Origin of the sequence: Vibrio tapetis subsp. tapetis (assembly GCF_900233005.1) — a bacterium.
Lineage (GTDB): Bacteria > Pseudomonadota > Gammaproteobacteria > Enterobacterales > Vibrionaceae > Vibrio > Vibrio tapetis.
The window spans coordinates 2,348,971-2,371,093 of record NZ_LT960611.1 but is presented as its reverse complement, the minus strand read 5'-3'; the positions used below and the strand labels follow the sequence as shown (position 1 = coordinate 2,371,093).

Here is a 22,123-nt window from a genome sequence, read left to right as displayed (position 1 = left end):
TTAGTAGATGCGTGTATCTAGCACTCCCAACTATTGAGCGACAATTACCCTGACCGGTTCAGCGACAATTAGATTGGCCGGTTGATCTGCTACATTCTGGACAAACTCTCTACCGGAAAGCTTTGTGCCAGGGAAACGAATTACAGATCAACAAATAAGGCTATACATGGCTAATCGAAAAGATAAAGCACAAACCACCTCCGCCGCTAAAGCTGGCTTCTCTGAGCGTTCTGCTCGTCGTATTGAATCAGGACAGCGACAATTAGGCTCAATTAAGGCTAGAGTTTATCGTACAAGAACTGACCCCCTCGAACCGGTTTGGAACTCGGTTGTTCTTCCACTCCTTGAACGCTCAGCGTCAATTACCCCCGTTGGTGTTTTTGATCATCTCTGTGAGGAGCATGGCGAGAGTTTTTTACCGAACCATCGACGCACACTAGAACGTCGAATCCGTCAGTGGCGCCTACTACACGGAGAAGATAAAGAGGTCATCTTCCGTCAAGAAAAGGAGTTTGGTAAACAAGGGATCATGGACTTTACATGGGCTGACTTCATCGTGACGATCCAAGGTGAAAAACTTGAACATAGACTGTTTAATTATCGTTTGCCCGCCAGTAGCTGGAGTCATGCACAAGTGGTTTACGGTGGGGAAAGCTTTACAGCGGTTGCTACAGGGCTAAAAGGGGCTTTTGAGTGCTCAGAAGGGGTGCCTCTTGAAGTGAGAACGGACAGCTTAAGCGCCGCGTATAAAAATAACACCTCTGAACGTGAATTCACGGAGAGCTTTCAACAACTCGCCACACATTATGGCTTCCAACCAACGAGAAATAATACCGGTATAGCTCATGAAAATGGCGCGATAGAAAGCTCGAATAACCACCTGAAGAACCAAATTCGCCAGGCATTGGCCATCCGAGGCTCCCATGACTTCGAAACAAAAAAGGAGTACGAGTTGTTCGTTGAGCAACTCGTTGAGCGACGTAATCGTCGCACAAAGCCGCTTCTAGTTGACGAGCAGCGACAATTACAACCGCTTCCTAAATACGACTGCGTCAATTACACCGTTCATGTACTGAAGGTGTCGACAACAAGTACCGTCCAACTCAAGAGGGTCACTTACTCAGTCCCGTCACGCCTTATTGGGGGGACGGTTCGTGTCCACCTCTACGACAAAACGCTAGAAGTCTATTGTCATGATGAACATACCTTAACCCTAGACAGAGTTCATACGCGCTCATGCCGTCGAGGTCATCAAATTAATTATAGGCACATCATTGGGTCTTTAATGAAAAAGCCGAGAGCCTTCAGACGCTGTCAATGGCGAGACGAAATGTTACCTAGCGACGATTATCGTCAAATCTGGCAGTACGTCGACGCTCAACTCACAATGGACGAGGCAAGCTTCTATATGGTGAAGCTGTTGAATATGGCCAATAAGTCAGAAAGGGAGGAGGCGGTTGGGCGGTTCGTTCTAGACGGTATCCGTGTGGGTCGCCTACCCACTTTGTTCGACTGCGAAGATAGGTTCTTACAAGATGAAATCTGGACGGATAGCCCTAAAGTAGAGCAGCACACCTTATCGAGCTATCAGCAAATCTTGGAAGGGGTGAAATAATGTCAGAGCAGCATGTTCTTCCTCTCCTCCTCAAATCTTTACGACTTAGTCGGCTTGTCTCCCAATGGGAGCCCATGGCAGAAAAAGCGCGTGAGCAAAGCTGGTCAGCAGAGCGATATCTTGCAGAGTTATGTCGCCTAGAGCTAGATAGCCGTGAGGAAAAACGGCTACAGCGGCACTTAAAAGAATCTAACCTTCCAGCAGGGAAATATCTTGATGGTTACGACTTCGCAGCGGTGAGTGGCATAAATAAAGCCCAAGTGTGGCACTTGGCTAACCACCGAGAGTGGGTAAAAACAGGCGATAATATCTTACTGTTCGGAGCGAGTGGGTTAGGTAAAACGCATTTAGCTGCCGGACTGGGCTTTAAGTTGATAGAGCATGGCCACCGTGTGAAGTTCATGAGTGCCAACTTGCTCGTACAGCAGCTTCAACTCGCCAAAGAGGAGTTGAGACTGTCAGATGCCTTGATGAAGCTCGATAAGTACAATGTGCTTATCTTAGATGACATAGGTTATGTACAAAAAACGAGTGAGGAGACGAGTGTGTTGTTCGAGTTGATAGCGCATCGCTATGAACGATACAGCTTAATCATCACATCAAATCAATCGTTCGAGGAGTGGGATGAACTGTTCGACAATACAGTGATGACAGTAGCGGCAATAGATAGGCTGATCCATCATGCGAAGATCTTACAATGCAAAGGTGAAAGTTATAGGAGAAAAGAAGCACAACGAAACCTAACTTAAACAGGACTTCAACCGGCCAGGCTAATTGACGCTGGATCGGCCAAGTTAGTTGACGCTACATACCCAACCCTATAACGCGCACTCAATTGTTCTAAATCTTGTATGTCACGCTCATCAAGCGTATCTTTTTTATGCAATGAATCTAGCTGTATTGCATCAATAAAAGGCTGATAATTTAATACGAAAAATTCCCAGTTGGACTTCACTCTCATTTCAATAAACATCCCTGATTCGTTTTTTCTTTCCTTAACGAATGTAGGCTCGTACAGGCATGGGGCACCTTCTACAGGGGAAAATGCGTCATTAAGTTGAACGGCGATTTGGTAACATTGAGAAGTGATTTCCCTGTTGATTTTTGTTGATTTATTAGTTTTAGGTACAATCCATTTCAGTTTAAAGCGAAAAGGAATATACGAATTATCAAGAATATCTTGATTTCTTTCTATATGAATGGCTTCAAGTGGGAAGCCAAATTCACTTTTTCTGTAACCTAACCAAGCAGCAACAAGCGTAAGCATTGAGTGAAACACTCTGTTCAATTCAGCCCTAAAGGATCTATAATTAGGTCTAGTACCTCTTTCTAGAATCCTACTACCAAAATCTACTATATCTCTCAAAAAATCTATTTTACTTAGTTTTTGGGTCTCCGTTATATCATCCATTTGTGAATACACTTCATCAACATGCACTTCTGTCAGGTTTCGAATGTCTAGAAAACTCTTTTCGAGCGAAGATATATACCCTGTCCACACTTCCTCCGGTGATTTATGACAGCCTAAATCATAGAACTTCTGGAGCATTAAAATCCGTATAACTTCAACGACATCAAATCGCATCCCCAAACCTAATTTCAAGGCCAATTCTTCTATGCATTTTTCATTCAGTGACATAGCTTTATCAAATTCAGCTAAATACTGAGAATAGATAAATTCTTTTACTTCCTTAAAAAGGTCATTGTGACGAACGCCTCTAGTAATCATGGTGTTACTTTGTAAATCATAACTGCTCATCGCAGATACAATCACACCTAGGAGTCTTGAGTATAAGCCTATATCTCTTTCTCTAGTTAGGCCGTACTTTGAAATAAAGAAGGTAAGGGTCTTTTTATAAATGATTGTGTAGAGATAATCTTGCTGATAATTCTGCCTGAGGTAGTCAATGTAGTATTGACCAAGCTCTAATCCCAAGAAATTGAAGCTGCCTCCCTTTCGATATTCATTTAATGTAATATTGAGAGTAGAACGGCACACATCATCAAGTTTGGACTCAATTTTTTTCTGTGTGAGGCTTTCATCAATAACCCCAATAACACCTAACGATTTAAGGTGATTGCGAATTTTAGCTAGAGGCAAAAACTTGATAGCCCCGTTATAAGATGGGGGTGACAACCGGTTGTAAAAACCATTTTCATTTACCGATTGGATTAAGTAAGACTCCCAGAATGCATCTATATTACTTGAATCAATCATTTGGTACTGTGAAGCATTTAGAAAAGCAAAAATATGCTCTATCATTTGCGGAATAGCTGTAGCGCCATAGATATTTTTTTCGGGCAGAGCTGCAACAAAAAACAGCTTGCCGTACTCCTTCGCTGAAAGCGAATATCGGAGCCCATCAAGGCATAATGTAGCTGCCACATCACGATTTACATGAGGACAGTCTAAAATTGAAAAATCAATCTTAGTTACAGATTTAACAGTCTTATGATTAAAATAAACTGCATCATCAAAAAGAGTTCCTTTCCCAACAAAAAAATCAGGATGTGCTATCAGTTTTTTATTTTCACTTTCCCAAAAATCACAATAACGACTATCAAGCTTCTTCACCTCCATAATAAATCCCCTTATAATCAGCCAAATACACTCACCACCACACCGTTCCTGAGAGACTTTTCAAACATTATCAATCCAATTTTTTGACTATCTTTCGATAATTGACTTAAAGTATGCTCTATCCACTCTACTGTAGGTAATACTGTTTTATAGAAGTATTCTGGTTTTTTAGATAGTAGCTTCTTATAATCTTTCTTAAATTCATGTAAATAATTATTCATCTTCCATGCTGTTATTGGGCTATCTATAACATACAAATGGGAGAAACCAGTATTATCATCAGTACCTTGGTGTACAAACACACCAACTTCATTCATTTCCCCTTTCTTCTTACCGGTAACGACTTTAAGCCTTGCTAACATCTCTTCGGATCGGTAAGAAATATTTTCCGTTACGACCATAAACTCGCTATTAAACTCCTCGACTACCTCTTCTCTATTTTTCGGAGGCAATTTGTCAAAATTCAAATCGAAAACATTATTTATAAGATCTAACATTACCTCTCTGGTAATACGACCTGACGAATTTATCCACGCCTTATTTTCACTATTTAAGTAATTTTCTTTTTCAGTTCTATTAGTGTGGGAGTTTCTATTTACCAAGTAATTGAGCGTATAAGGATCACTATATGCGTGTACGGCACTGTTTTTTATCATTTTTAGACCAAAAATCACCGATGGACAAGTTGTTCCAAATTTATTAACTATCTGAGTTCTTTCTCGATTTGAAGTGCTAACTGGATTAGATATAGCATTATAAATGTACTTCCCGTTCCCAAGTAACTTTTCCAATGCTCTGGGAATGACCAGTGGTAAATTATCTAGCTTTAAATGTTGTTTAATTAGGCTAGCTTGTATGGAATTCGTTGTTAGCAAACCATAGAGGCTACCATTTAATGAGTTTAATCCCATCAAAATAGAGGATTGAGCCTTTCTTACACACAGAGGGCTTCCTTCTTTTTTCATTGATAGATAAGTAACAAGAGCTTTACCTTCAAGGGTTTTAGTCGATAATGAGCGAATAGTACAATACACTTTAGCTCGACTCTTAAAGTACTTGCATTCAATTTCTCTTATTGCCCCACCGACTTTTAACATGCGGAATGAGTTATGGGTTAGTTTTGGGATATCATATGGTTGGACTGTTAAAGAAGCCATCAGCCATGAAAACATTAACTCATCGAGAGCAGTAGTTGGACAAGAGAAGTCATTTTTACTAAGCTCCCTCAGTACCTCCAAACTAAAAAGGTTACCTGACTCTACTTGTGAAAAGTTATCTGCACAAAAGCTAATACTCACCTTTTTTTTATCTCGATTCTTATTAAGAAAAAGATCATTACAATATTCTTGAGAAATTAAAGAACATTTAATTCTTTCAAATGACTTAAAGCTATTTGCAGTTGATAATAAAACAATTTCTAACGCACCATATAACCTTGGATTTGGGTTTATTGATTTGTGATAAAATGAAATAATTTTATATAGTAAGAGTCCAACAAACTCCCTTTTTTTGTATGAGATAAATCTTTAGGGAGAGTAAATTCCGAAACTTTAAAATCAAAAAGTTTGGAAAAATTATGTAATTCAAGCTTGCTCTTGTACAATTCAAGAATAATATTGGATGCACTCAAACTCAACGATTGAACCGTAAGTTTCGGAGAGGCTAATATACTATATAAATCACTTCCAATTCCTACATCACTCCGCCTTAACCAATCGATCCCCCCAAAATAAGTTGCTAAAGACTTATGCGACTTATTCAAATTCGGGCTAACTCTCGTCTTCCTCAAATCGTGAAGGTACCGCAACTCTTCTGAGGTCAAATACTCATAAAGTTCTATTGAGCGATCTAATGCATGTGTAAATATAGTTTTTATAGAGAGCAAGGCACTAGACCCGCCATGATTATCAAATAAATCGAAATGATATGCTTCATAATTCTTTAATACATCATAACGGTTATCTATTTCTGTCTCGTTTAACCAATCAATAAATCGAGGAACTGCCGAACAGAATACATCGACTGACGATATAGCTGCTGATTTATCATAAAATGAATAATTATACGCCGCAATAACTAGCTTATATAAAGCTTCTTTCTCTGGGCTTTTGCTATCAGTCATAATTATTTTTAGCGGAGAAAATTTTTGCCTACTGCGAGATCTAATGATCAATGTTCTCGTGCTAAGTGGGTATATTGATTCTCTGATAGACTGATTACTACGAAGCTCAGCTTGCAGCTTTTGTTCGTAATAATCACTGTCTCGTGGGGCATCACGCTCAGGGTTTGGGTTTGGGTTGCCAACCCTCTTATCCCTCATTGGTCGCCTTTAATAAACTATCTATATGCCCACACGAATGTATGTAGGTTTTAGTCGTTTGGTTACCATATTTAGCATCTACTTTATGTCCCATGAGCCTTGCTGTCTCAATATAAACTGCAGATTCAGTAGTAATTGAATCATAAATCTTCCCCCTTTTCCTACACTCTTCGTAAAAAATGTCTGTTCCAAAGGAGTGCAGTAAATGATGGTAAACAGCACCTTTCTCAAGAGTTTGAAATCCCCGATACATATAGGGCTTATCTTTCATATCTTTAATCATTTCGTTCAATATTGCATGAAATGTATCTGACGGAAATCTCGATGATATACAGTTACCTTTGGAACCATTATTAGAATTTGATACAAAAAGGTGATTAGAATCACTTTCTGGCCTCTCTGTATCATAATAACGTTTCATCTTAATCAATAATATTCTTGGTATGTATAATGTTCTAGAGCGCCCATTTTTGGTGTATATGGAGGACAAATGATATTCAAATTCATCCTTCTCTGTTTTTTTTTCCAATTGGGAGAACAAAGTCAAAAGACCGCTATGTTTGTTTTTATTGGTTATGAAGTCCTCCAATAAAAATCCTCTATTCTCACTAGCCCTACAACCTAATTCCCCACCATTTCGTAAAACAACTTCTTCAAGCAACGTCGCGGCTCGACGATAGAGCAGCTCTCTTGTTGCCGGCAAGAGGTACTTAACCAATAGGTTTTCTTTATTGTTAGATCTCGCTAGTTCTCTGTGAGAAGAGAATATAAAAATATTTTTATAGGCATTCCCAAAAAAATAATGCAACCAGTTGTAGTAACTCCTTAACGAGTAAACAGCTCTGTTTACAACAACCTCACTCTTACCTTGGCTACAAATCAGGTAATCGTTAATGTAGCTATTAATAAGTTCACTGGGCATTGCAGTATGATTCGTCAAGGATAATTGACTTCCAGAAATATTTTGTTCTTCAACCCACTCCAAAAATAATCCTATTTGATTAGATCGTACATATTGTCCATTTGTGCCTATTTCAACTTCTTCAAAACAGTGTTCAGTTTTGGATAAAATTCGATCAAATTTTGACTTCAACTCTATAGACACACCCTTATGAGTTGTATAGCGAGCATACAAAGAAGGCAAGAGTATAGGTGTATTAGAATCATCCAAATAAATCCAGTGACCATTAAAAACTTTGTCGCTGATTCTCTGCATACACTCTCCTACACAAGACAATACCTCAAAGTTTAACAGTAGCAGAGAACCGTCTACTTACAACCTGCTACAAATGCGCAACACCCTCAAGTTTTGGTGGAGCACAAGAATCCGTGGCTATCGTTGATGCCGCACTCAAGTACGTAGATAGCCATCGTGCTGAATTAGGTGCTTTCCAAAACCGTTTCGAACATGCGATCAGCAACTTAGATAACATTAATGAAAATGTGAATGCCTCTAAGAGCCGCATTAAAGACACTGACTTTGCTAAAGAAACTACATCGATGACTAAGTCTCAAATTCTACAGCAAGCGTCTACTTCTATTTTGGCTCAAGCGAAGCAAGCACCGAATGCTGCAATGAGCTTGTTAGGCTAGATATAACGCCTTATAAAGACAAAATTTTGAATAGAGAAAGAGCCTTATTTGGGCTCTTTTTTTTGAACGAAGAAAATGTATCGGCGCTTTATTACGGAACTTTAGCGTAAAAATGCAAACTTTTACGAATAGGGTGACGAGGATCATTTAAGCGTTTGAATATGTGTTTTTTATTAAAAAAGTGGCCCGTTTAGTTAAAGGTTTATTAGGGTGCGCCGTTACATTAAGTAACAGAGAGAGAAACAACAATTTGGTTTTCCGCGACGGCGGAAACCGCAACATCGGAAAATCAATTGGAGATATCATCATGGGTATGACAGTAAACACAAACGTATCAGCAATGACAGCACAGCGTCATTTAAATAACGCATCGAGTGACCTAACGACTTCTATGGAGCGTTTGTCTTCGGGCTCTAAAATCAACAGTGCTAAAGACGACGCAGCGGGTTTACAAATTTCTAACCGCTTGAACGTACAAAGCCGTGGTTTGGGTGTAGCAGTACGTAACGCCAACGATGGTATCTCTATGGCACAAACCGCTGAAGGTGCAATGAATGAGACCACCAACATACTACAACGTATGCGTGACTTGTCTTTGCAATCAGCGAATGGTTCTAACTCGAAATCTGAGCGTACCGCGATTCAAGAAGAAGTGACGGCATTAAACGATGAATTGAATCGTATTGCAGAAACAACCTCTTTTGGTGGTAATCGCCTACTTAACGGCACATTCGGTACATCATCATTCCAAATCGGTGCAGATAACGGTGAAGCCGTTATGTTGAGCATAAAAGACATGCGCTCTGATAATGAAATGATGGGTGGTAAAAGTTACCAAGCTGCTAATGCGAAAGACAAAGATTGGACAGTAGACCCTGCGGCATCAGACTTAACTATCGCACTTACTGATACCTCTGGCGCAGCTCAGAATTTAACCATCAACGCGAAAGGCGGTGATGATATCGAAGAACTTGCTACTTACATTAACGGTCAGACTGATCTGGTGAAAGCGTCTGTTGGTGATGATGGAGCTCTGCAAGTTTTTGCGGGTAATAATAAAGTGACAGGCGACGTAACCTTTGGGGGGGCGCTCGCTGGAGACCTGAGTATTGGAACGGGCAAAGCCGTTACGGTTGATACTATTGACGTAACCAGTGTTGCAGGTGCTCAAGAGTCGGTTGCGATTGTTGATGCGGCACTTAAGTATGTAGATAGTCACCGAGCAGAGTTAGGTGCATTCCAAAACAGGTTCGACCATGCGATAAGCAACTTAGATAACATTAACGAGAATGTGAATGCCTCTAAGAGCCGAATCAAAGATACCGACTTTGCTTCTGAGACAACCTCAATGACGAAATCACAGATTCTACAACAAGCATCAACGTCAATTTTGGCGCAAGCGAAACAAGCACCAAATGCAGCAATGAGTCTATTAGGATAAAACCTACTGAGCTAATTATTAAAATATCAAAAGGGGATGCTTACGCGTCCCTTTTTTACGTATATGGCCTAATTAACTAGAATAAATTGATATTCTAATTAAAAAGTTAACTTTTTTGTATAAAAGTACTAAAGATCTAGAAAGTGGTGCCGTTAAATTAAGTAACTGAGAGAGACACAACTACTTGGTTTTCCGTGACGGCGGAAAGCGCAACACAGAAAATCAATTGGAGCAATACAATGGGCATGACAGTAAACACAAACGTATCGGCAATGACGGCACAGCGCCACCTTAACAACGCATCAAGTGATCTAACGACTTCAATGGAGCGTTTGTCATCTGGGTCGAAAATCAACAGCGCAAAAGATGATGCGGCCGGTCTGCAAATTTCCAATCGTTTAAACGTTCAAAGTCGTGGCCTTGATGTTGCTGTTCGAAATGCCAATGATGGTATTTCCATTGCACAGACTGCTGAAGGTGCAATGAATGAAACAACGAATATCCTACAACGTATGCGTGACTTGTCTTTGCAATCATCAAATGGTTCAAATTCAAAATCAGAGCGTACGGCAATACAAGAAGAAGTAACGGCACTAAACGATGAATTAAATCGAATTGCTGAAACTACCTCTTTTGGTGGCAATAAGTTACTTAACGGCACGTTCGGTACTGCTTCGTTCCAAATCGGCGCAGATAACGGTGAAGCAGTTATGCTTAGCCTGAAAGATATGCGCAGTGATAACTCTAAAATGGGTGGCACCAGCTATCAAGCCGCTAATGCAAAAGACAAAGATTGGACCGTTGAAACGGGTAAAAACCAATTGGACGTTAAGCTGACAGACAACACAGGTGTCGAGCAAACTTTCTCTATTACGGCCAAAGAAGGTGATGACGTAGAAGAGCTAGCAACCTACATTAACGGTCAAACTGACATGGTAAAAGCGTCAGTCAATGAAGAAGGTAAACTGCAAGTTTTTGCGGGCAATAACAAAGTGGCCGGCGACGTAGAGTTTACCGGTTCGCTATCTTCAGACTTAGGCCTGGCAAAGAGCGGTAACGTTACTGTCGACACCATTGATGTTACGTCTGTTGGTGGAGCTCAAGAGTCGGTCGCCATCGTTGATGCTGCATTAAAATATGTAGACAGCCATCGTGCAGAATTGGGTGCTTTCCAAAACCGTTTCGATCACGCAATCAGCAACTTAGATAACATCAATGAAAACGTGAATGCCTCTAAGAGTCGTATCAAAGATACCGATTTTGCATCAGAAACCACATCGATGACGAAATCTCAAATTCTACAACAAGCGTCGACGTCTATTTTGGCGCAAGCGAAGCAAGCCCCTAATGCAGCAATGAGCCTGTTAGGTTAACGATAAATCAGTCTGACTCACCATTATGGGTGAGTTTTTCTGATCGTATGACGAAATAGTTAAAGACAAAACTCATCGGCAATGTGTCAATAATCTTGAGTTATTGTTGTTATTAACTTGTATAAATAAGCCTTGGCTAACACTTTTGTTGTTAGGGCGTTATTGTGCCTAAAAAAGTAGCATTTTCATTAAAGAAAAACCGTTGTGAGCTGTTAAGTTAATTAACGAAGACAAACACAGCAACTTGGTTTTCCGCAATGAGCGGGAGCCGCTACAACGGAAAATCAATTGGAGAATTCATTATGGGCATGACAGTAAATACAAACGTTTCAGCAATGACAGCACAACGTCACTTGAATAACGCATCGAGCGATTTAACCACTTCAATGGAACGTCTTTCATCGGGTTCTAAGATCAACAGTGCAAAAGATGACGCTGCTGGTTTGCAAATTTCGAATCGCTTGAATGTACAAAGTCGTGGTCTTGATGTCGCAGTACGAAATGCAAATGATGGTGTTTCTATCGCCCAAACGGCTGAAGGTGCGATGAATGAAACCACCAATATCCTACAACGTATGCGTGATTTGTCGTTGCAATCATCGAATGGTTCAAACTCAAAATCAGAGCGTACCGCAATTCAAGAAGAAGTAACGGCTCTAAATGATGAGTTGAATCGAATTGCAGAAACGACCTCGTTTGGTGGTAACCGCCTTCTTAACGGCACGTTTGGTACTGCATCCTTCCAGATCGGCGCAGATAACGGTGAAGCGGTAATGCTGAGCCTAAAAGACATGCGCAGTGACAACACCATGATGGGCGGTAAAAGTTACCAGGCAGCGAATGCAAAAGATAAAGACTGGACAGTCCCAGCCGCTTCTGACCTGACCATCACATTAAAAGACAGCGCAGGTGTGGATCAGACGCTTAATATCACCGCCAAGCAAGGTGACGACATAGAAGAGCTAGCAACCTACATCAACGGCCAAACAGATCTGGTGAAAGCCTCTGTAGGTGATGATGGCAGCTTACAAGTGTTTGCTGGCAATAACAAAGTACAAGGCGATGTTAGCTTTGCGGGCGGTTTGGCTGGTGAGTTAAGCATGAACCCAGGCCAAGATGTCACCGTCGATACCATCGATGTGACATCAGTAGCGGGTGCACAAGAATCTGTTGCCATCGTTGATGCCGCGCTTAAGTACGTGGATAGCCATCGCGCCGAGTTGGGTGCTTTCCAAAACCGTTTCGAGCACGCGATCAGCAACCTAGATAACATTAACGAAAACGTGAACGCCTCTAAGAGCCGAATCAAAGGTACTGATTTTGCCTCTGAAACTACGTCTATGACGAAATCTCAGATATTGCAACAAGCGTCGACGTCTATATTGGCTCAAGCAAAACAAGCGCCAAACGCAGCAATGAGCTTATTGGGTTAATAGCTTGGCGATGATAGTAAGTTGAACAAACGCTAAACCGGTGCATTCAACGAATTTGGGTGCACCTGTGATGACAGAGACAAAGGAATGTTTGTTATTTGTGCTAAATGGCTCAAATAACAAACACGCTTTATAAGGAAGCCACCGGATCCTTTTGGGTCATGAGTCTCGGCTCTTTTTATTCAAAACAACCATCAAATTGGGAGAACACAGGTGAATTAATCAACGGAACGCCTCTTTTTCTTTGTAGAAGGTGAGCAAACTCCTTAACGGGAGAGCCGAAATATAGTCGTTATATCGAGTGCGAATGGTACAGGTTGCCGACGTGTATTTGGGTTTATATGGATAGATCTAACTAACGAATCTGACGCTTACGTTTGCGATACGCAAATGAGGGAACAGTTTTTTTGAATAGGTTTATGTGTACGCCAAGCTAGATGCCCAAGGCGCTAGTCACCTTAACGTTAGACGGAACGTCTATACCACAAAGAAAATAGCAGATGACCACAATATGGTTTACCTGAAACTCAAGTATTGCTAAGGCAATGTACTTGATCGTTGTTTAGGGATAATTCACCAATGGCTTGGTAGGTCATTGTTATATGTTGAATTATTACCTAGTTATGCCCCTTACTGCCCCCTCGGGTAGGGTTTACTCCTACCCACAATAAAATTATAGAAAATTGTATTTTATATAATTTTAACTCATTGTTTTAAAAAGTTTTAAATCAGTTAATTTCATAAGTTGATGATTTAAATTGATTTTAACGCTCCAATTGAAATTATTTTAATTTTTAATCAAAAAAGACTAAAGAATTTAAATACTAAGTCGATACAAAATATGACTTTGAGAGAACTAATTGGTTTTCCGAGACGTCGGAAACCGCCCTTATAGGAAAATCAATGGGAGAAACACCATGAGCATGACAGTTAATACCAATGTTTCGGCTATGACAGCCCAACGCCACTTAGGCAATGCAGCAAGCGACGTATCTTCTTCAATGGAACGTTTGTCTTCTGGCTATAAAATCAATAGCGCAAAAGACGATGCAGCAGGTCTACAGATCTCTAACCGTTTAAACGTACAAAGCCGCGGTTTAGATGTCGCAGTTCGAAATGCAAACGACGGTATTTCGATGGCACAAACTGCAGAAGGGGCAATGAACGAAACAACCAACATCCTGCAACGTATGCGTGATCTTTCGCTTCAATCATCTAACGGTTCAAACAGCAAGTCTGACCGTGTGGCGATTCAAGAAGAAATCACAGCATTGGATGATGAGCTTAACCGTATTGCAGAAACAACATCATTTGGTGGTAACAAACTGCTAAACGGTACGTTCGGCGATGCTTCGTTCCAAATTGGTGCGGATAGCGGTGAAGCAGTAATGCTCGGCATTAAGAGCATGCGTTCAGATACAAAAGAAATGGGTGGAAGCTCTTATGTTGCAGCCAATGCAAAAGACGCTAACTGGACTGTAGATGCTGGTACGGCCGACCTAACTATCGGTTTTACTGATAAAGAAGGTACTGCGCAAACTTTGAATATCACAGCAAAGACTGGCGATGATATCGAAGAGCTAGCAACTTACATCAATGGCCAGACAGACATGGTAAAAGCGTCTGTAGGTGATGATGGTGCATTGCAAGTGTTCGCCGACAACAACAAAATCGAAGGTGCAGTGACTTTCGGTGGCGGTCTAGGCGGCGACCTTTCAATGAGTACAGCTCAAGCAACTACGGTTAAAGACATCGACGTTACATCAGTAGCCGGTGCTCAACAATCTGTAGCTGTTGTGGATGCAGCGTTGAAATACGTGGATAGTCACCGTGCAGAGCTTGGTGCATTCCAGAACCGTTTTGACCATGCCATCAGCAACTTAGATAACATCAACGAAAACGTTAATGCATCTAAGAGTCGTATCAAAGACACGGACTTCGCGAAAGAAACAACGGCTATGACTAAGTCGCAAATTCTTCAACAAGCATCGACTTCGGTACTTGCTCAAGCAAAGCAATCTCCAAATTCAGCGTTAATGCTACTAGGCTAGCACTGGATTAGGAAAAGGGCGGATTAAAGGTGGTCATCGGCATGGTCACCTCCACTCCACTGGGTATCGACGGTTAACCTGGTAAGTAAATCGTCTATCCCCATCGCCCGCGCTAATCAGTCATGATTTAGTGCATCGATGTGGAGCACTCTCTCACTCATCTTTAAACCTGAGACGTATTAAAGGAGTTTACTGTGGCACTAACGGTTAACACCAATGTAAATGCTATGTCTATCCGCCATCAACTTAATGGTGTGGTAAGCGATGCAAATACAGCCATGGAACGCTTAGCCTCAGGCAGTAAAATTAATACTGCGAAAGATGATGCAGCTGGTCTGCAAATAGCCAATAGATTACATGTACAAACTCGCGGAATAGATGTTGCGGTAAGAAACGCCAATGAAGGTATGTCGATAGTTGCGACTGCTGAAGGCGCTCTTGATGAGTCTACTGACATAATGACTCGTATGCGTGACCTTGCCATTCAATCAGCGAACGGCAATAACAATCGTGACGATAGAGTCGCTTTGCAATCGGAAGTTAGAGCGCTAAGTGATGAATTGAATCGAATTGCTGAAACCACCACATTTGCTGGTGATCAACTGATTAATGGGACTTATGGAACAAAGTCTTTTCACATTGGGCCAAACACCGACGCCATTATGGTATCGATGACAGACATGCGCTCAGATGAAAAGCAAATGGGTGGAGTAAGCTATTTAGGAAATAACATAAAAGACAAGGATTGGGTTGTACCTGATACAGGTAACATGCTCAATATCCAGTTTGAAGATCTCTCAGGAAAGCCCGTGAACTTGCAAATTAAAGCAAAAGCGGGTGACAACGTTGAAGAGTTGGCCACTTACATTAATGGCCAAACGAGAGAATTGAGTGCCTCTGCTAATGAGCATGGGCAGCTCCAATTGTTTGCAGCTCACAATGATGTCACATCAGAACTTAATTTTAGCGGCTCTTTAGCCGCTGAGTTGGGCCTGAATAAAGAGAAAGAGTTCACCGTTAATAATATTGATATCACAACAGTTGGGGGCTCGCAGCAAGCGATCACTTTACTGGATACGGCCATTAAATATGTAGACAGTGAGCGAGGTCAATTAGGGGCAATGCACAATCGATTTGAACGTGCCGTTTCTAATTTAGGCAACATGAGTATCAATTTAAATGACTCTAAAGGTCAATTACGTGATACCGATTATGCCAAAGTCACGACATCACTGACTAAAGCGCAAATATTGCAACAATCGTCTTCAGCGGTACTGGCTCAAGCCAATCAGTTACCATCAGCAGCGACTAGCTTGCTGCACTAAATTGAAAGCGAGAGTTTTGGTCGGCTATGTGTAAAGTCATCGTGCAGTAATGGTCACGATAGCAAAGGTTACAATAGCAAATGGAAATGAGTTTTTAGCTGTAAGTGTTCTTTCTTAAGAGAACTTAGAGTCGAGAATTTTTGCACCACTTTTAGCGATACCCCAGCCTTAAAACGCTGGGTTTAGCTTGCAGTTCCTAGAGGCGACAACGTCCGTTGTATTCGCCGAATTTCTACGTTTAAGCAAAAACTTATCGTCAAGTTATTTCTTCATTTATTTTCAAAAAACTCCCTTTTTTTACTAAAGATCTCCAGTTATAGGCCGTTATAAGGTATGCGAGAAATGAGATGGTCTAGCGAGGTGAGAGTCGCGAAGCCATCATCCTTAATGTCAAAGGAGATCAACTATGACAATTACAGTGAACACAAATGTGTCTGCTATGACGGCTCAGCGTAATTTAAACAACGCTTCGACGGACATGGGTAGATCAATGGAGCGTTTATCTTCGGGTTACCGGATAAACAGTGCGAAAGATGATGCTGCGGGCCTTCAAGTATCCAACCGCTTGAATTCGCAAAGTCGCGGTTTAGACGTGGCAGTGCGTAATGCAAATGATGGTATTTCGATAGCGCAAACAGCTGAAGGGGCGATGAACGAGACCACCAATCTTCTTCAACGCATGAGAGACCTTTCACTTCAATCGTCTAATGGTTCGAATAGCCGCTCCGAGCGCGTTGCGATTCAAGAAGAAGTTTCCGCTCTAAACGATGAGTTAAATCGTATTGCAGAAACCACTTCGTTTGGTGGCAACAAGCTCCTGAATGGTACTTATGGGGCACAATCGTTCCAAATAGGTGCTTCTTCAGGTGAAGCTGTAACGCTACAAATGGGTAATGTACGCTCAGACCATGCTGACATGGGTGGTAAAAATTACACGGCAAACAACGGCAAAGCCGCGGATTGGCGAGTAGAGAGCGGTTCTAATGACTTGACCTTTGAGTTTAAAGACAAAGAGGGTAACGACCAAACAATCTCCATCAATGCCATCGCTGGTGATGATGTAGAGGAAGTGGCGACTTACATTAATGGTCAGCAGGATTACCTAAAAGCTTACGTCGGCGAAGAAGGCAAAATGGGTGTTTTTGCTCATAGCCAAAAAATAGACGGCAGTGTTTCGTTCAGCGGCGGGTTAGCCGGAGAATTAGACCTGGCGAACGAGCAAGATGTAACGGTAAACAATGTTAACGTTACAACTGTAGCGGGTTCCCAGCAAGCCGTATCCATCATTGATGGTGCATTAAAAAATGTTGACAGTAAGCGCGCAGAGCTTGGTGCATTCCAAAGCAGATTTGACCACGCTATTAATAACCTTGATAGCATCAACGAAAACGTAAATGCTTCGATGAGTCGCATACGCGACACTGATTTTGCAAAAGAGACAACGGAAATGACCAAGTCTCAGATCCTAGGGCAGGCAAGTACGTCTATCCTGGCTCAAGCGAAACAGACACCATCCGCGGCACTGAGTTTGTTGGGTTAATCTGGTATACTTCACATAATGAAGCATGTGGACGGGCAACCGGAAACACACTAAACAAGGTGGAGGTGTGATCGTATGGACATAACATCCTACACATCGATTCCCCAGCCTTATGGTGGTGGCATAAATATTGCTTCTGAAACTGAACGTGCATCCAGTGTTAATGCGCAAAATAGAGCAGTTGAACAGATAGACACACGAGAAGTCGTGCGAAACGAATCAGCACAGGAATTCGCTGAAGAGCGGACTAAACTTACTGCAGATGAGTTGGACAAACGAATAGATGAAGTAAATGATTTTGTTTCTTCTATTAATAAAGGTTTATCTTTCAGATTCGATGAGGGATCAGGGCGAGATGTAGTAACGATATTTGATGCAAATACTGGCGACATTATCAAACAGATACCTAGCGAAGAAATGCTTGAAATTTTACGGCGCCTAGCCGCCAATTCCTCCGGTTTAATCGTGGAAAAGGTGTAATGGCATGAAGGTGATTTAAATGAGTTTAAACCCTATGGGTGGATCTGGCATGGACATCAACTCCATGGTTAGCAAAATTGTCGATTCGGAGCGCATACCAAAGCAGCAACGTCTCGATAATGAGCGCGCCAAAGTTGAGACCAGTATCAGCGCTTACGGGCGGCTCAGAGAATCACTGGATACTATGAAGGCACTGATGGCTCAGTTTCGTCAGGAGAAGGCTTTTGCTGTTCGATCAGTAGAGTCTTCCGATGAAGACGTAGTTTCTGCTACAGCCACAACGGACGCAATCGCAGGCAGGTATGCTGTCGATGTGTTGCAGCTTGCTCAGAATCATAAGTTAGGGTCTAACGTGATTGCTGAGGACACTAAATTTGGTTCTGGTGAGCTGCAAATCCGTTTAGGAAAAAGTGACTTTACCGTTGATATAAAACAGGACGCAAAACTGATTGATGTAATTAAAAGCATTAACGGTGCTGCGGATAATCCCGGTGTTCGCGCTGCTGTCATTAACGATGTTAATGGCCAGCGCATTGTTTTGGCATCCGAGAAATCAGGGGTCGAAAATCAGATTTACGTATCTGCTACTTCCTCCTCTCCTAATAACAAGCTGATGGAGCTTGAATACAAAACTCTTGAAGAGCGAGTGGCGGATCTCGAAATTGCACAATCGGATTTCGCAAAGCTGCAAGCCTCCCCAATTTTAACTGAAGATGGGCAAAGTGTTGCCGATCTGGAAAGTAAGTATTCCCCACAAGAAATAGACGAAGCCTTAGAGCGCTTCCCTAAAGCGCCAGATGGCGTTACTCCTGTTTATGTGGTTAACCTGCCAGGCCAAGAAAATGACATCGGGCTAAAAGACGGTGCAGGAGAACCTATACCTCAACCGGAAGATGAAATTCCTGGTTTCTCTGAGGCCGCCGCAGGCACGTTATTTGACTCGTATGAAAAGCCGGGCTCAAAGGATAAGTTAAGCGAAGACGAAGAACTCAAAGCCTCAGAAATTCCGGGCTACTCTCCGAAAGCATCCGGTACACTCGATGATTCGTACGTGACTGATCGTGAACGCGATGCAATATTGATAGCAAACGCCAAAGCTCAACGTGAGCAAGACCTAGCCAATGCAAAAGCCGGCGTCGACTCTGCACAACGGTCGTTCAATGGCTATAGTGGCATGAATGAGCTGCAAAAGGGTCAAGACTCGTTAGCCATGCTTGATGGTATTGCTCAGGTGAGTAGCGACAACAACGTTATCGAAAACGCCATTGATGGCATTGATTTAACGCTAAAAGGGGTTTCTGACCCGAAGAAAAATACAGAGATAGGTATCGACTATGACCGCCAGCGAGTACGTGGTGACATAGAGCAATTTGTTGCAGCCTATAATCAGTTCTATCAAACAACCAAAGAACTATCAGGCTCTGACCCTTCTCGAGGTACATCCGGACCACTTGCTGGCGACAGCATCGTTCGGTCTGCGGAATCGCGGCTTAAAAACGTGTTTACCTCAAAAATTGATCAAGCCCCCGAAGATCTCAAAACCTTAACCGAGTTTGGTATTACAACGACAAGGCAAGGCTCGCTAGAAATTAACTACGACATGCTTGACCGTCAGTTAAATGGCAACTTCAATAAACTGGAAGAGTTTTTTGGTGGAAACAATGGTTTCGCTAAAAAAGTTGAAGATGCGATACACTCAATGACGGGCGTGACGGGTTCCATCAGAACGCGTGAAAAAAGCTTGTTTGAACAAAACTATCGTTTAAATGATCAACAAACTCAACTTGATCGTCGTATGGACGGGTTGCAACAGCGAACTCATGACAAATTTTCTGCGATGCAAGAAGCAACGGGCAAAATGCAGGCGCAGCTTTCTGGCATGATGAATGCATTAGGTTAATATATGTTCAATGAATTGACGCAACTTCGTGAACTTGATCGACTATTAGTGTCTTTTTTAGAAAAAGATGAAATAAATGCTGAAGAAATCGTTCATCAGGTCGATAAAAGAGAACAGTTGCTGAAAAGCATTTTGCAGCAGATCGAACAAACGCCAGAAGTCGTCGATAAAGATGAATGGCAAGCGGCCATTGAGCGCACTAAGAAAGTCGTTCTGTTGATGCAAGCAAATACCGATAAGATAGCTGGATATTTAAAAAAATATCGACACGGTAACAAATCCGTTCAGTTATATAAGCAGTTTTTATAAAGAGAGGATTACCATGCGAGGTTCTTTACAGGCTTACAAGAAGGTTTCAGTAGACAGTCAACTGTCTGCAGCCTCTCCGCACAAGATCATTCAGATGCTCATGGCGGGTGCGATTGAGCGATTGATCCAAGGTAAAGCAGCCATGCAACAAGGCAACATTGCCATTAAAGGCGAGCGCTTGGGTAAAGGGCTAGATATCATTATCAGTCTACGCACATGCCTTTCAATGGACGATGGTGGAGACATTGCCAAGAACTTGGATCAGTTGTACGAATTCATGATTACGCAAATTACCATCGCGAATCAGAAAAACGATCCTCAACCCATTGATGACGTAATCGATATCATTCGTGAGATAAAATCTGCTTGGGATCAAATCCCAGCTGAGTTCCATAACCTAACAGCAGCTGAGATCGGCCAATAAATCATTGGTTTAGTTTTAGAATAAATCTCACATAGATAACCAGCTTGGTTGCCTTATTTTTTTATTATCTTAGAATAGAGTCATTAAAGAGCCCATTTCTTTAGTGGCTTTTTGTTTTTTGTCCTCTGAGTCGTTCCGATAGATTGTTTTTTGTGCAAAATTATAAACAAAAGCAAAAAAACACGGTGGCCATACTCGGTATGTACGATAATGATTAAATTATGAAGGCAATACTTTATTTCTATGCAAGGCTTAGCACAAATGCTGGTCATTGAAGATGATCAACAGGTTAGACACGATTTAAGCATTATCCTCGACTTTATAGGCGAGCAAGGGAACGTTTTTGGCTCACATCAAATTGATCAAATTGATTGGTCTGGCGAGTGGGCTAGCTGCATTTTAGGTTCATTGAATTCTACCGCTGATATCGCTTCTATTACAAAGAAGCTTCAGCAGGCGAACCACATTCCCTTATTGGCTTTAGGCACTAATGCAATCCAAGTTGAAGAGTTTCCTCATTTCGTAGGAGAGCTTCAGCTGCCTCTAAATTACCCACAGCTCAGTGATGCTCTTCGTCATTGCCAAGATTTTTTAGGTAAAAAAGGTCGCCCTCTTCCCGCTTTATCCCGTAAAAATACGTTATTTCGCAGCCTGGTAGGTCAAAGCCAAAGTATTCAAGATGTTCGCCATCTCATTGAGCAAGTTGCCACAACTGAAGCCAATGTTCTTATTCTTGGTGAATCAGGCACGGGCAAAGAAGTAGTGGCACGTAATATTCATTACCACTCCCCAAGACGCAAAGGTCCTTTTGTACCCATTAACTGTGGTGCGATCCCACCTGACTTATTGGAAAGTGAGTTATTTGGCCACGAAAAAGGCGCATTTACTGGTGCAATTACTTCACGTAAAGGTCGTTTTGAACTTGCTGAAGGTGGCACGCTGTTTTTAGATGAGATTGGCGATATGCCAATGCCTATGCAAGTGAAGTTGTTGCGAGTACTGCAAGAACGTAGCTTTGAGCGTGTCGGTGGAAATGTAACGGTTAAAGCGAATGTCCGCGTGGTTGCGGCAACACACCGTAACTTAGAACGCATGATTGATGATGAAAGCTTCCGTGAAGATCTCTTTTATCGTTTGAATGTTTTCCCTATTGATATGCCTGCGTTAAAAGATAGAAACGAAGATATCCCTCTTTTATTAAAAGAGCTGATGACGCGTATGGAAGCAGAAGGCGGACAGCCATTTTGTTTCACGCCTCGTGCTATCAACTCTTTAATGGAGCATGATTGGCCAGGGAACGTTCGAGAACTTGCGAACTTAATTGAGCGAATGGTGATCTTGTTCCCAAATAGTTTGGTTGATGTGAATCATTTACCGACTAAATATCGATATAGTGATATTCCTGAATTTCATCCTGAAAATCAAACTCAAAATAAGAGTATTGAAGAGCAGGAACGCGATATTTTGGCCGACATTTTTTCTGAAGATTTCAGCTTAGATGACGTACCTATGGATATCGAAGAAGGGGTTGATCACCCTCAAGAGCTTCCCGCTGAAGGCGTTAACCTTAAAGAGTTGCTAGCGGATGTTGAAATCAACATGATCAATCAAGCCTTAGAAGCACAAAATGGTGTGGTGGCGAGAGCCGCCGATATGCTCGGTATGCGCAGAACAACCTTGGTTGAAAAAATGCGGAAGTATAATTTGAACCGTTAGATGGTCAAACATTTGACTAACA

At 41.8% G+C, this 22,123-nt stretch carries 17 protein-coding genes and 1 pseudogene; 14 read left to right on the top strand and 4 right to left on the bottom strand.

All coding sequences use genetic code 11. The features are described 5' to 3' along the window. The first annotated feature begins 124 nt into the window (after positions 1-124). A complete protein-coding gene (istA, locus tag VTAP4600_RS10485; RefSeq protein WP_102522753.1) occupies positions 125-1,615 on the top strand; it encodes an IS21 family transposase in 1,491 nt (496 codons plus the stop codon). Next, complete coding sequence (gene istB / locus VTAP4600_RS10480) at positions 1,615-2,364, top strand: IS21-like element helper ATPase IstB (protein WP_102522752.1); 750 nt, start codon at positions 1,615-1,617, stop codon at positions 2,362-2,364. Before istA ends, istB begins: the two co-directional genes overlap by 1 nt. Positions 2,365-2,372: 8 nt before the next feature. On the opposite strand, the gene VTAP4600_RS10475 is transcribed toward istB, so the two are convergent. From VTAP4600_RS10475 to VTAP4600_RS10460, 4 genes are all read right to left on the bottom strand, one after another. After that, complete coding sequence (locus VTAP4600_RS10475; RefSeq protein WP_197708642.1) at positions 2,373-4,196, bottom strand: hypothetical protein; 1,824 nt, start codon at positions 4,194-4,196, stop codon at positions 2,373-2,375. A 17-nt stretch (positions 4,197-4,213) separates the two neighbouring features. Further along, the gene (locus VTAP4600_RS10470) at positions 4,214-5,494 is read right to left on the bottom strand and encodes a hypothetical protein (RefSeq protein WP_102522751.1); all 1,281 of its coding nucleotides are present in this window, start codon (positions 5,492-5,494) and stop codon (positions 4,214-4,216) included. 149 nt (positions 5,495-5,643) lie between these two features. After that, positions 5,644-6,516 carry a hypothetical protein gene (locus VTAP4600_RS10465; protein ID WP_102522750.1) on the bottom strand — a complete coding sequence of 291 codons (873 nt, stop codon included), beginning with the start codon at positions 6,514-6,516 and terminating at the stop codon, positions 5,644-5,646. Next, a complete protein-coding gene (locus VTAP4600_RS10460) occupies positions 6,506-7,732 on the bottom strand; it encodes a site-specific integrase (protein WP_102522749.1) in 1,227 nt (408 codons plus the stop codon). The genes VTAP4600_RS10465 and VTAP4600_RS10460 overlap by 11 nt, the downstream gene beginning before the upstream one ends. Before the next feature lie 86 nt (positions 7,733-7,818). On the opposite strand from VTAP4600_RS10460, the pseudogene VTAP4600_RS10455 reads away from it, so the two are divergent. The 12 genes and pseudogenes from VTAP4600_RS10455 to VTAP4600_RS10400 form a co-directional block, all read left to right on the top strand. After that, a pseudogene (locus VTAP4600_RS10455) lies at positions 7,819-8,109 on the top strand (flagellin); the annotation flags it as partial. A gap of 307 nt (positions 8,110-8,416) precedes the next feature. Further along, positions 8,417-9,550 (top strand): flagellin, encoded by a 1,134-nt coding sequence (locus tag VTAP4600_RS10450; protein ID WP_102522748.1) that lies wholly within the window; start codon positions 8,417-8,419, stop codon positions 9,548-9,550. 239 nt (positions 9,551-9,789) lie between these two features. Beyond that, positions 9,790-10,923, top strand: a complete 1,134-nt coding sequence (locus VTAP4600_RS10445; RefSeq protein ID WP_102522747.1) for a flagellin — start codon at positions 9,790-9,792, stop codon at positions 10,921-10,923. A gap of 302 nt (positions 10,924-11,225) precedes the next feature. Next, positions 11,226-12,356: a flagellin gene (locus tag VTAP4600_RS10440; RefSeq protein ID WP_102522746.1), complete on the top strand. Its 1,131-nt coding sequence runs from the start codon at positions 11,226-11,228 to the stop codon at positions 12,354-12,356. A 917-nt stretch (positions 12,357-13,273) separates the two neighbouring features. Then, positions 13,274-14,407 carry a flagellin gene (locus VTAP4600_RS10435; RefSeq protein ID WP_102522745.1) on the top strand — a complete coding sequence of 378 codons (1,134 nt, stop codon included), beginning with the start codon at positions 13,274-13,276 and terminating at the stop codon, positions 14,405-14,407. A gap of 194 nt (positions 14,408-14,601) precedes the next feature. Continuing rightward, entirely contained in the window at positions 14,602-15,732 is a 1,131-nt protein-coding gene (locus VTAP4600_RS10430) for a flagellin (RefSeq protein ID WP_102522744.1), read from the top strand. Positions 15,733-16,138: 406 nt separating this feature from the next. Further along, positions 16,139-17,272: a flagellin gene (locus VTAP4600_RS10425; RefSeq protein ID WP_102522743.1), complete on the top strand. Its 1,134-nt coding sequence runs from the start codon at positions 16,139-16,141 to the stop codon at positions 17,270-17,272. Positions 17,273-17,347: 75 nt separating this feature from the next. Continuing rightward, entirely contained in the window at positions 17,348-17,752 is a 405-nt protein-coding gene (locus VTAP4600_RS10420; RefSeq protein ID WP_102522742.1) for a flagellar protein FlaG, read from the top strand. Between the two features lie 19 nt (positions 17,753-17,771). Next, positions 17,772-19,652 (top strand): flagellar filament capping protein FliD, encoded by a 1,881-nt coding sequence (fliD, locus tag VTAP4600_RS10415; protein WP_102522741.1) that lies wholly within the window; start codon positions 17,772-17,774, stop codon positions 19,650-19,652. A gap of 3 nt (positions 19,653-19,655) precedes the next feature. Further along, positions 19,656-19,961 carry a flagellar protein FliT gene (locus VTAP4600_RS10410; protein WP_102522740.1) on the top strand — a complete coding sequence of 102 codons (306 nt, stop codon included), beginning with the start codon at positions 19,656-19,658 and terminating at the stop codon, positions 19,959-19,961. Between the two features lie 13 nt (positions 19,962-19,974). Beyond that, on the top strand, positions 19,975-20,385 hold the full coding sequence (gene fliS / locus VTAP4600_RS10405; protein ID WP_102522739.1) for a flagellar export chaperone FliS: 411 nt from the start codon (positions 19,975-19,977) through the stop codon (positions 20,383-20,385). A gap of 243 nt (positions 20,386-20,628) precedes the next feature. Next, positions 20,629-22,101: a sigma-54 dependent transcriptional regulator gene (locus VTAP4600_RS10400; RefSeq protein WP_102522738.1), complete on the top strand. Its 1,473-nt coding sequence runs from the start codon at positions 20,629-20,631 to the stop codon at positions 22,099-22,101. The last annotated feature ends 22 nt before the right edge of the window (positions 22,102-22,123 follow it).

Coding starts and splice junctions, on each gene's coding strand:
- VTAP4600_RS10460 (WP_102522749.1), bottom strand. CDS start 7,732: ATGCAGAGAATCAGCGACAAAGTTTTTAATGGTCACTGGATTTATTTG.
- VTAP4600_RS10435 (WP_102522745.1), top strand. CDS start 13,274: ATGAGCATGACAGTTAATACCAATGTTTCGGCTATGACAGCCCAACGC.
- VTAP4600_RS10410 (WP_102522740.1), top strand. CDS start 19,656: ATGTTCAATGAATTGACGCAACTTCGTGAACTTGATCGACTATTAGTG.
- VTAP4600_RS10450 (WP_102522748.1), top strand. CDS start 8,417: ATGGGTATGACAGTAAACACAAACGTATCAGCAATGACAGCACAGCGT.
- VTAP4600_RS10425 (WP_102522743.1), top strand. CDS start 16,139: ATGACAATTACAGTGAACACAAATGTGTCTGCTATGACGGCTCAGCGT.
- VTAP4600_RS10445 (WP_102522747.1), top strand. CDS start 9,790: ATGGGCATGACAGTAAACACAAACGTATCGGCAATGACGGCACAGCGC.
- istB (WP_102522752.1), top strand. CDS start 1,615: ATGTCAGAGCAGCATGTTCTTCCTCTCCTCCTCAAATCTTTACGACTT.
- VTAP4600_RS10400 (WP_102522738.1), top strand. CDS start 20,629: ATGCAAGGCTTAGCACAAATGCTGGTCATTGAAGATGATCAACAGGTT.
- fliD (WP_102522741.1), top strand. CDS start 17,772: ATGAGTTTAAACCCTATGGGTGGATCTGGCATGGACATCAACTCCATG.
- VTAP4600_RS10420 (WP_102522742.1), top strand. CDS start 17,348: ATGGACATAACATCCTACACATCGATTCCCCAGCCTTATGGTGGTGGC.
- fliS (WP_102522739.1), top strand. CDS start 19,975: ATGCGAGGTTCTTTACAGGCTTACAAGAAGGTTTCAGTAGACAGTCAA.
- VTAP4600_RS10440 (WP_102522746.1), top strand. CDS start 11,226: ATGGGCATGACAGTAAATACAAACGTTTCAGCAATGACAGCACAACGT.
- VTAP4600_RS10465 (WP_102522750.1), bottom strand. CDS start 6,516: ATGAGGGATAAGAGGGTTGGCAACCCAAACCCAAACCCTGAGCGTGAT.
- VTAP4600_RS10475 (WP_197708642.1), bottom strand. CDS start 4,196: ATGGAGGTGAAGAAGCTTGATAGTCGTTATTGTGATTTTTGGGAAAGT.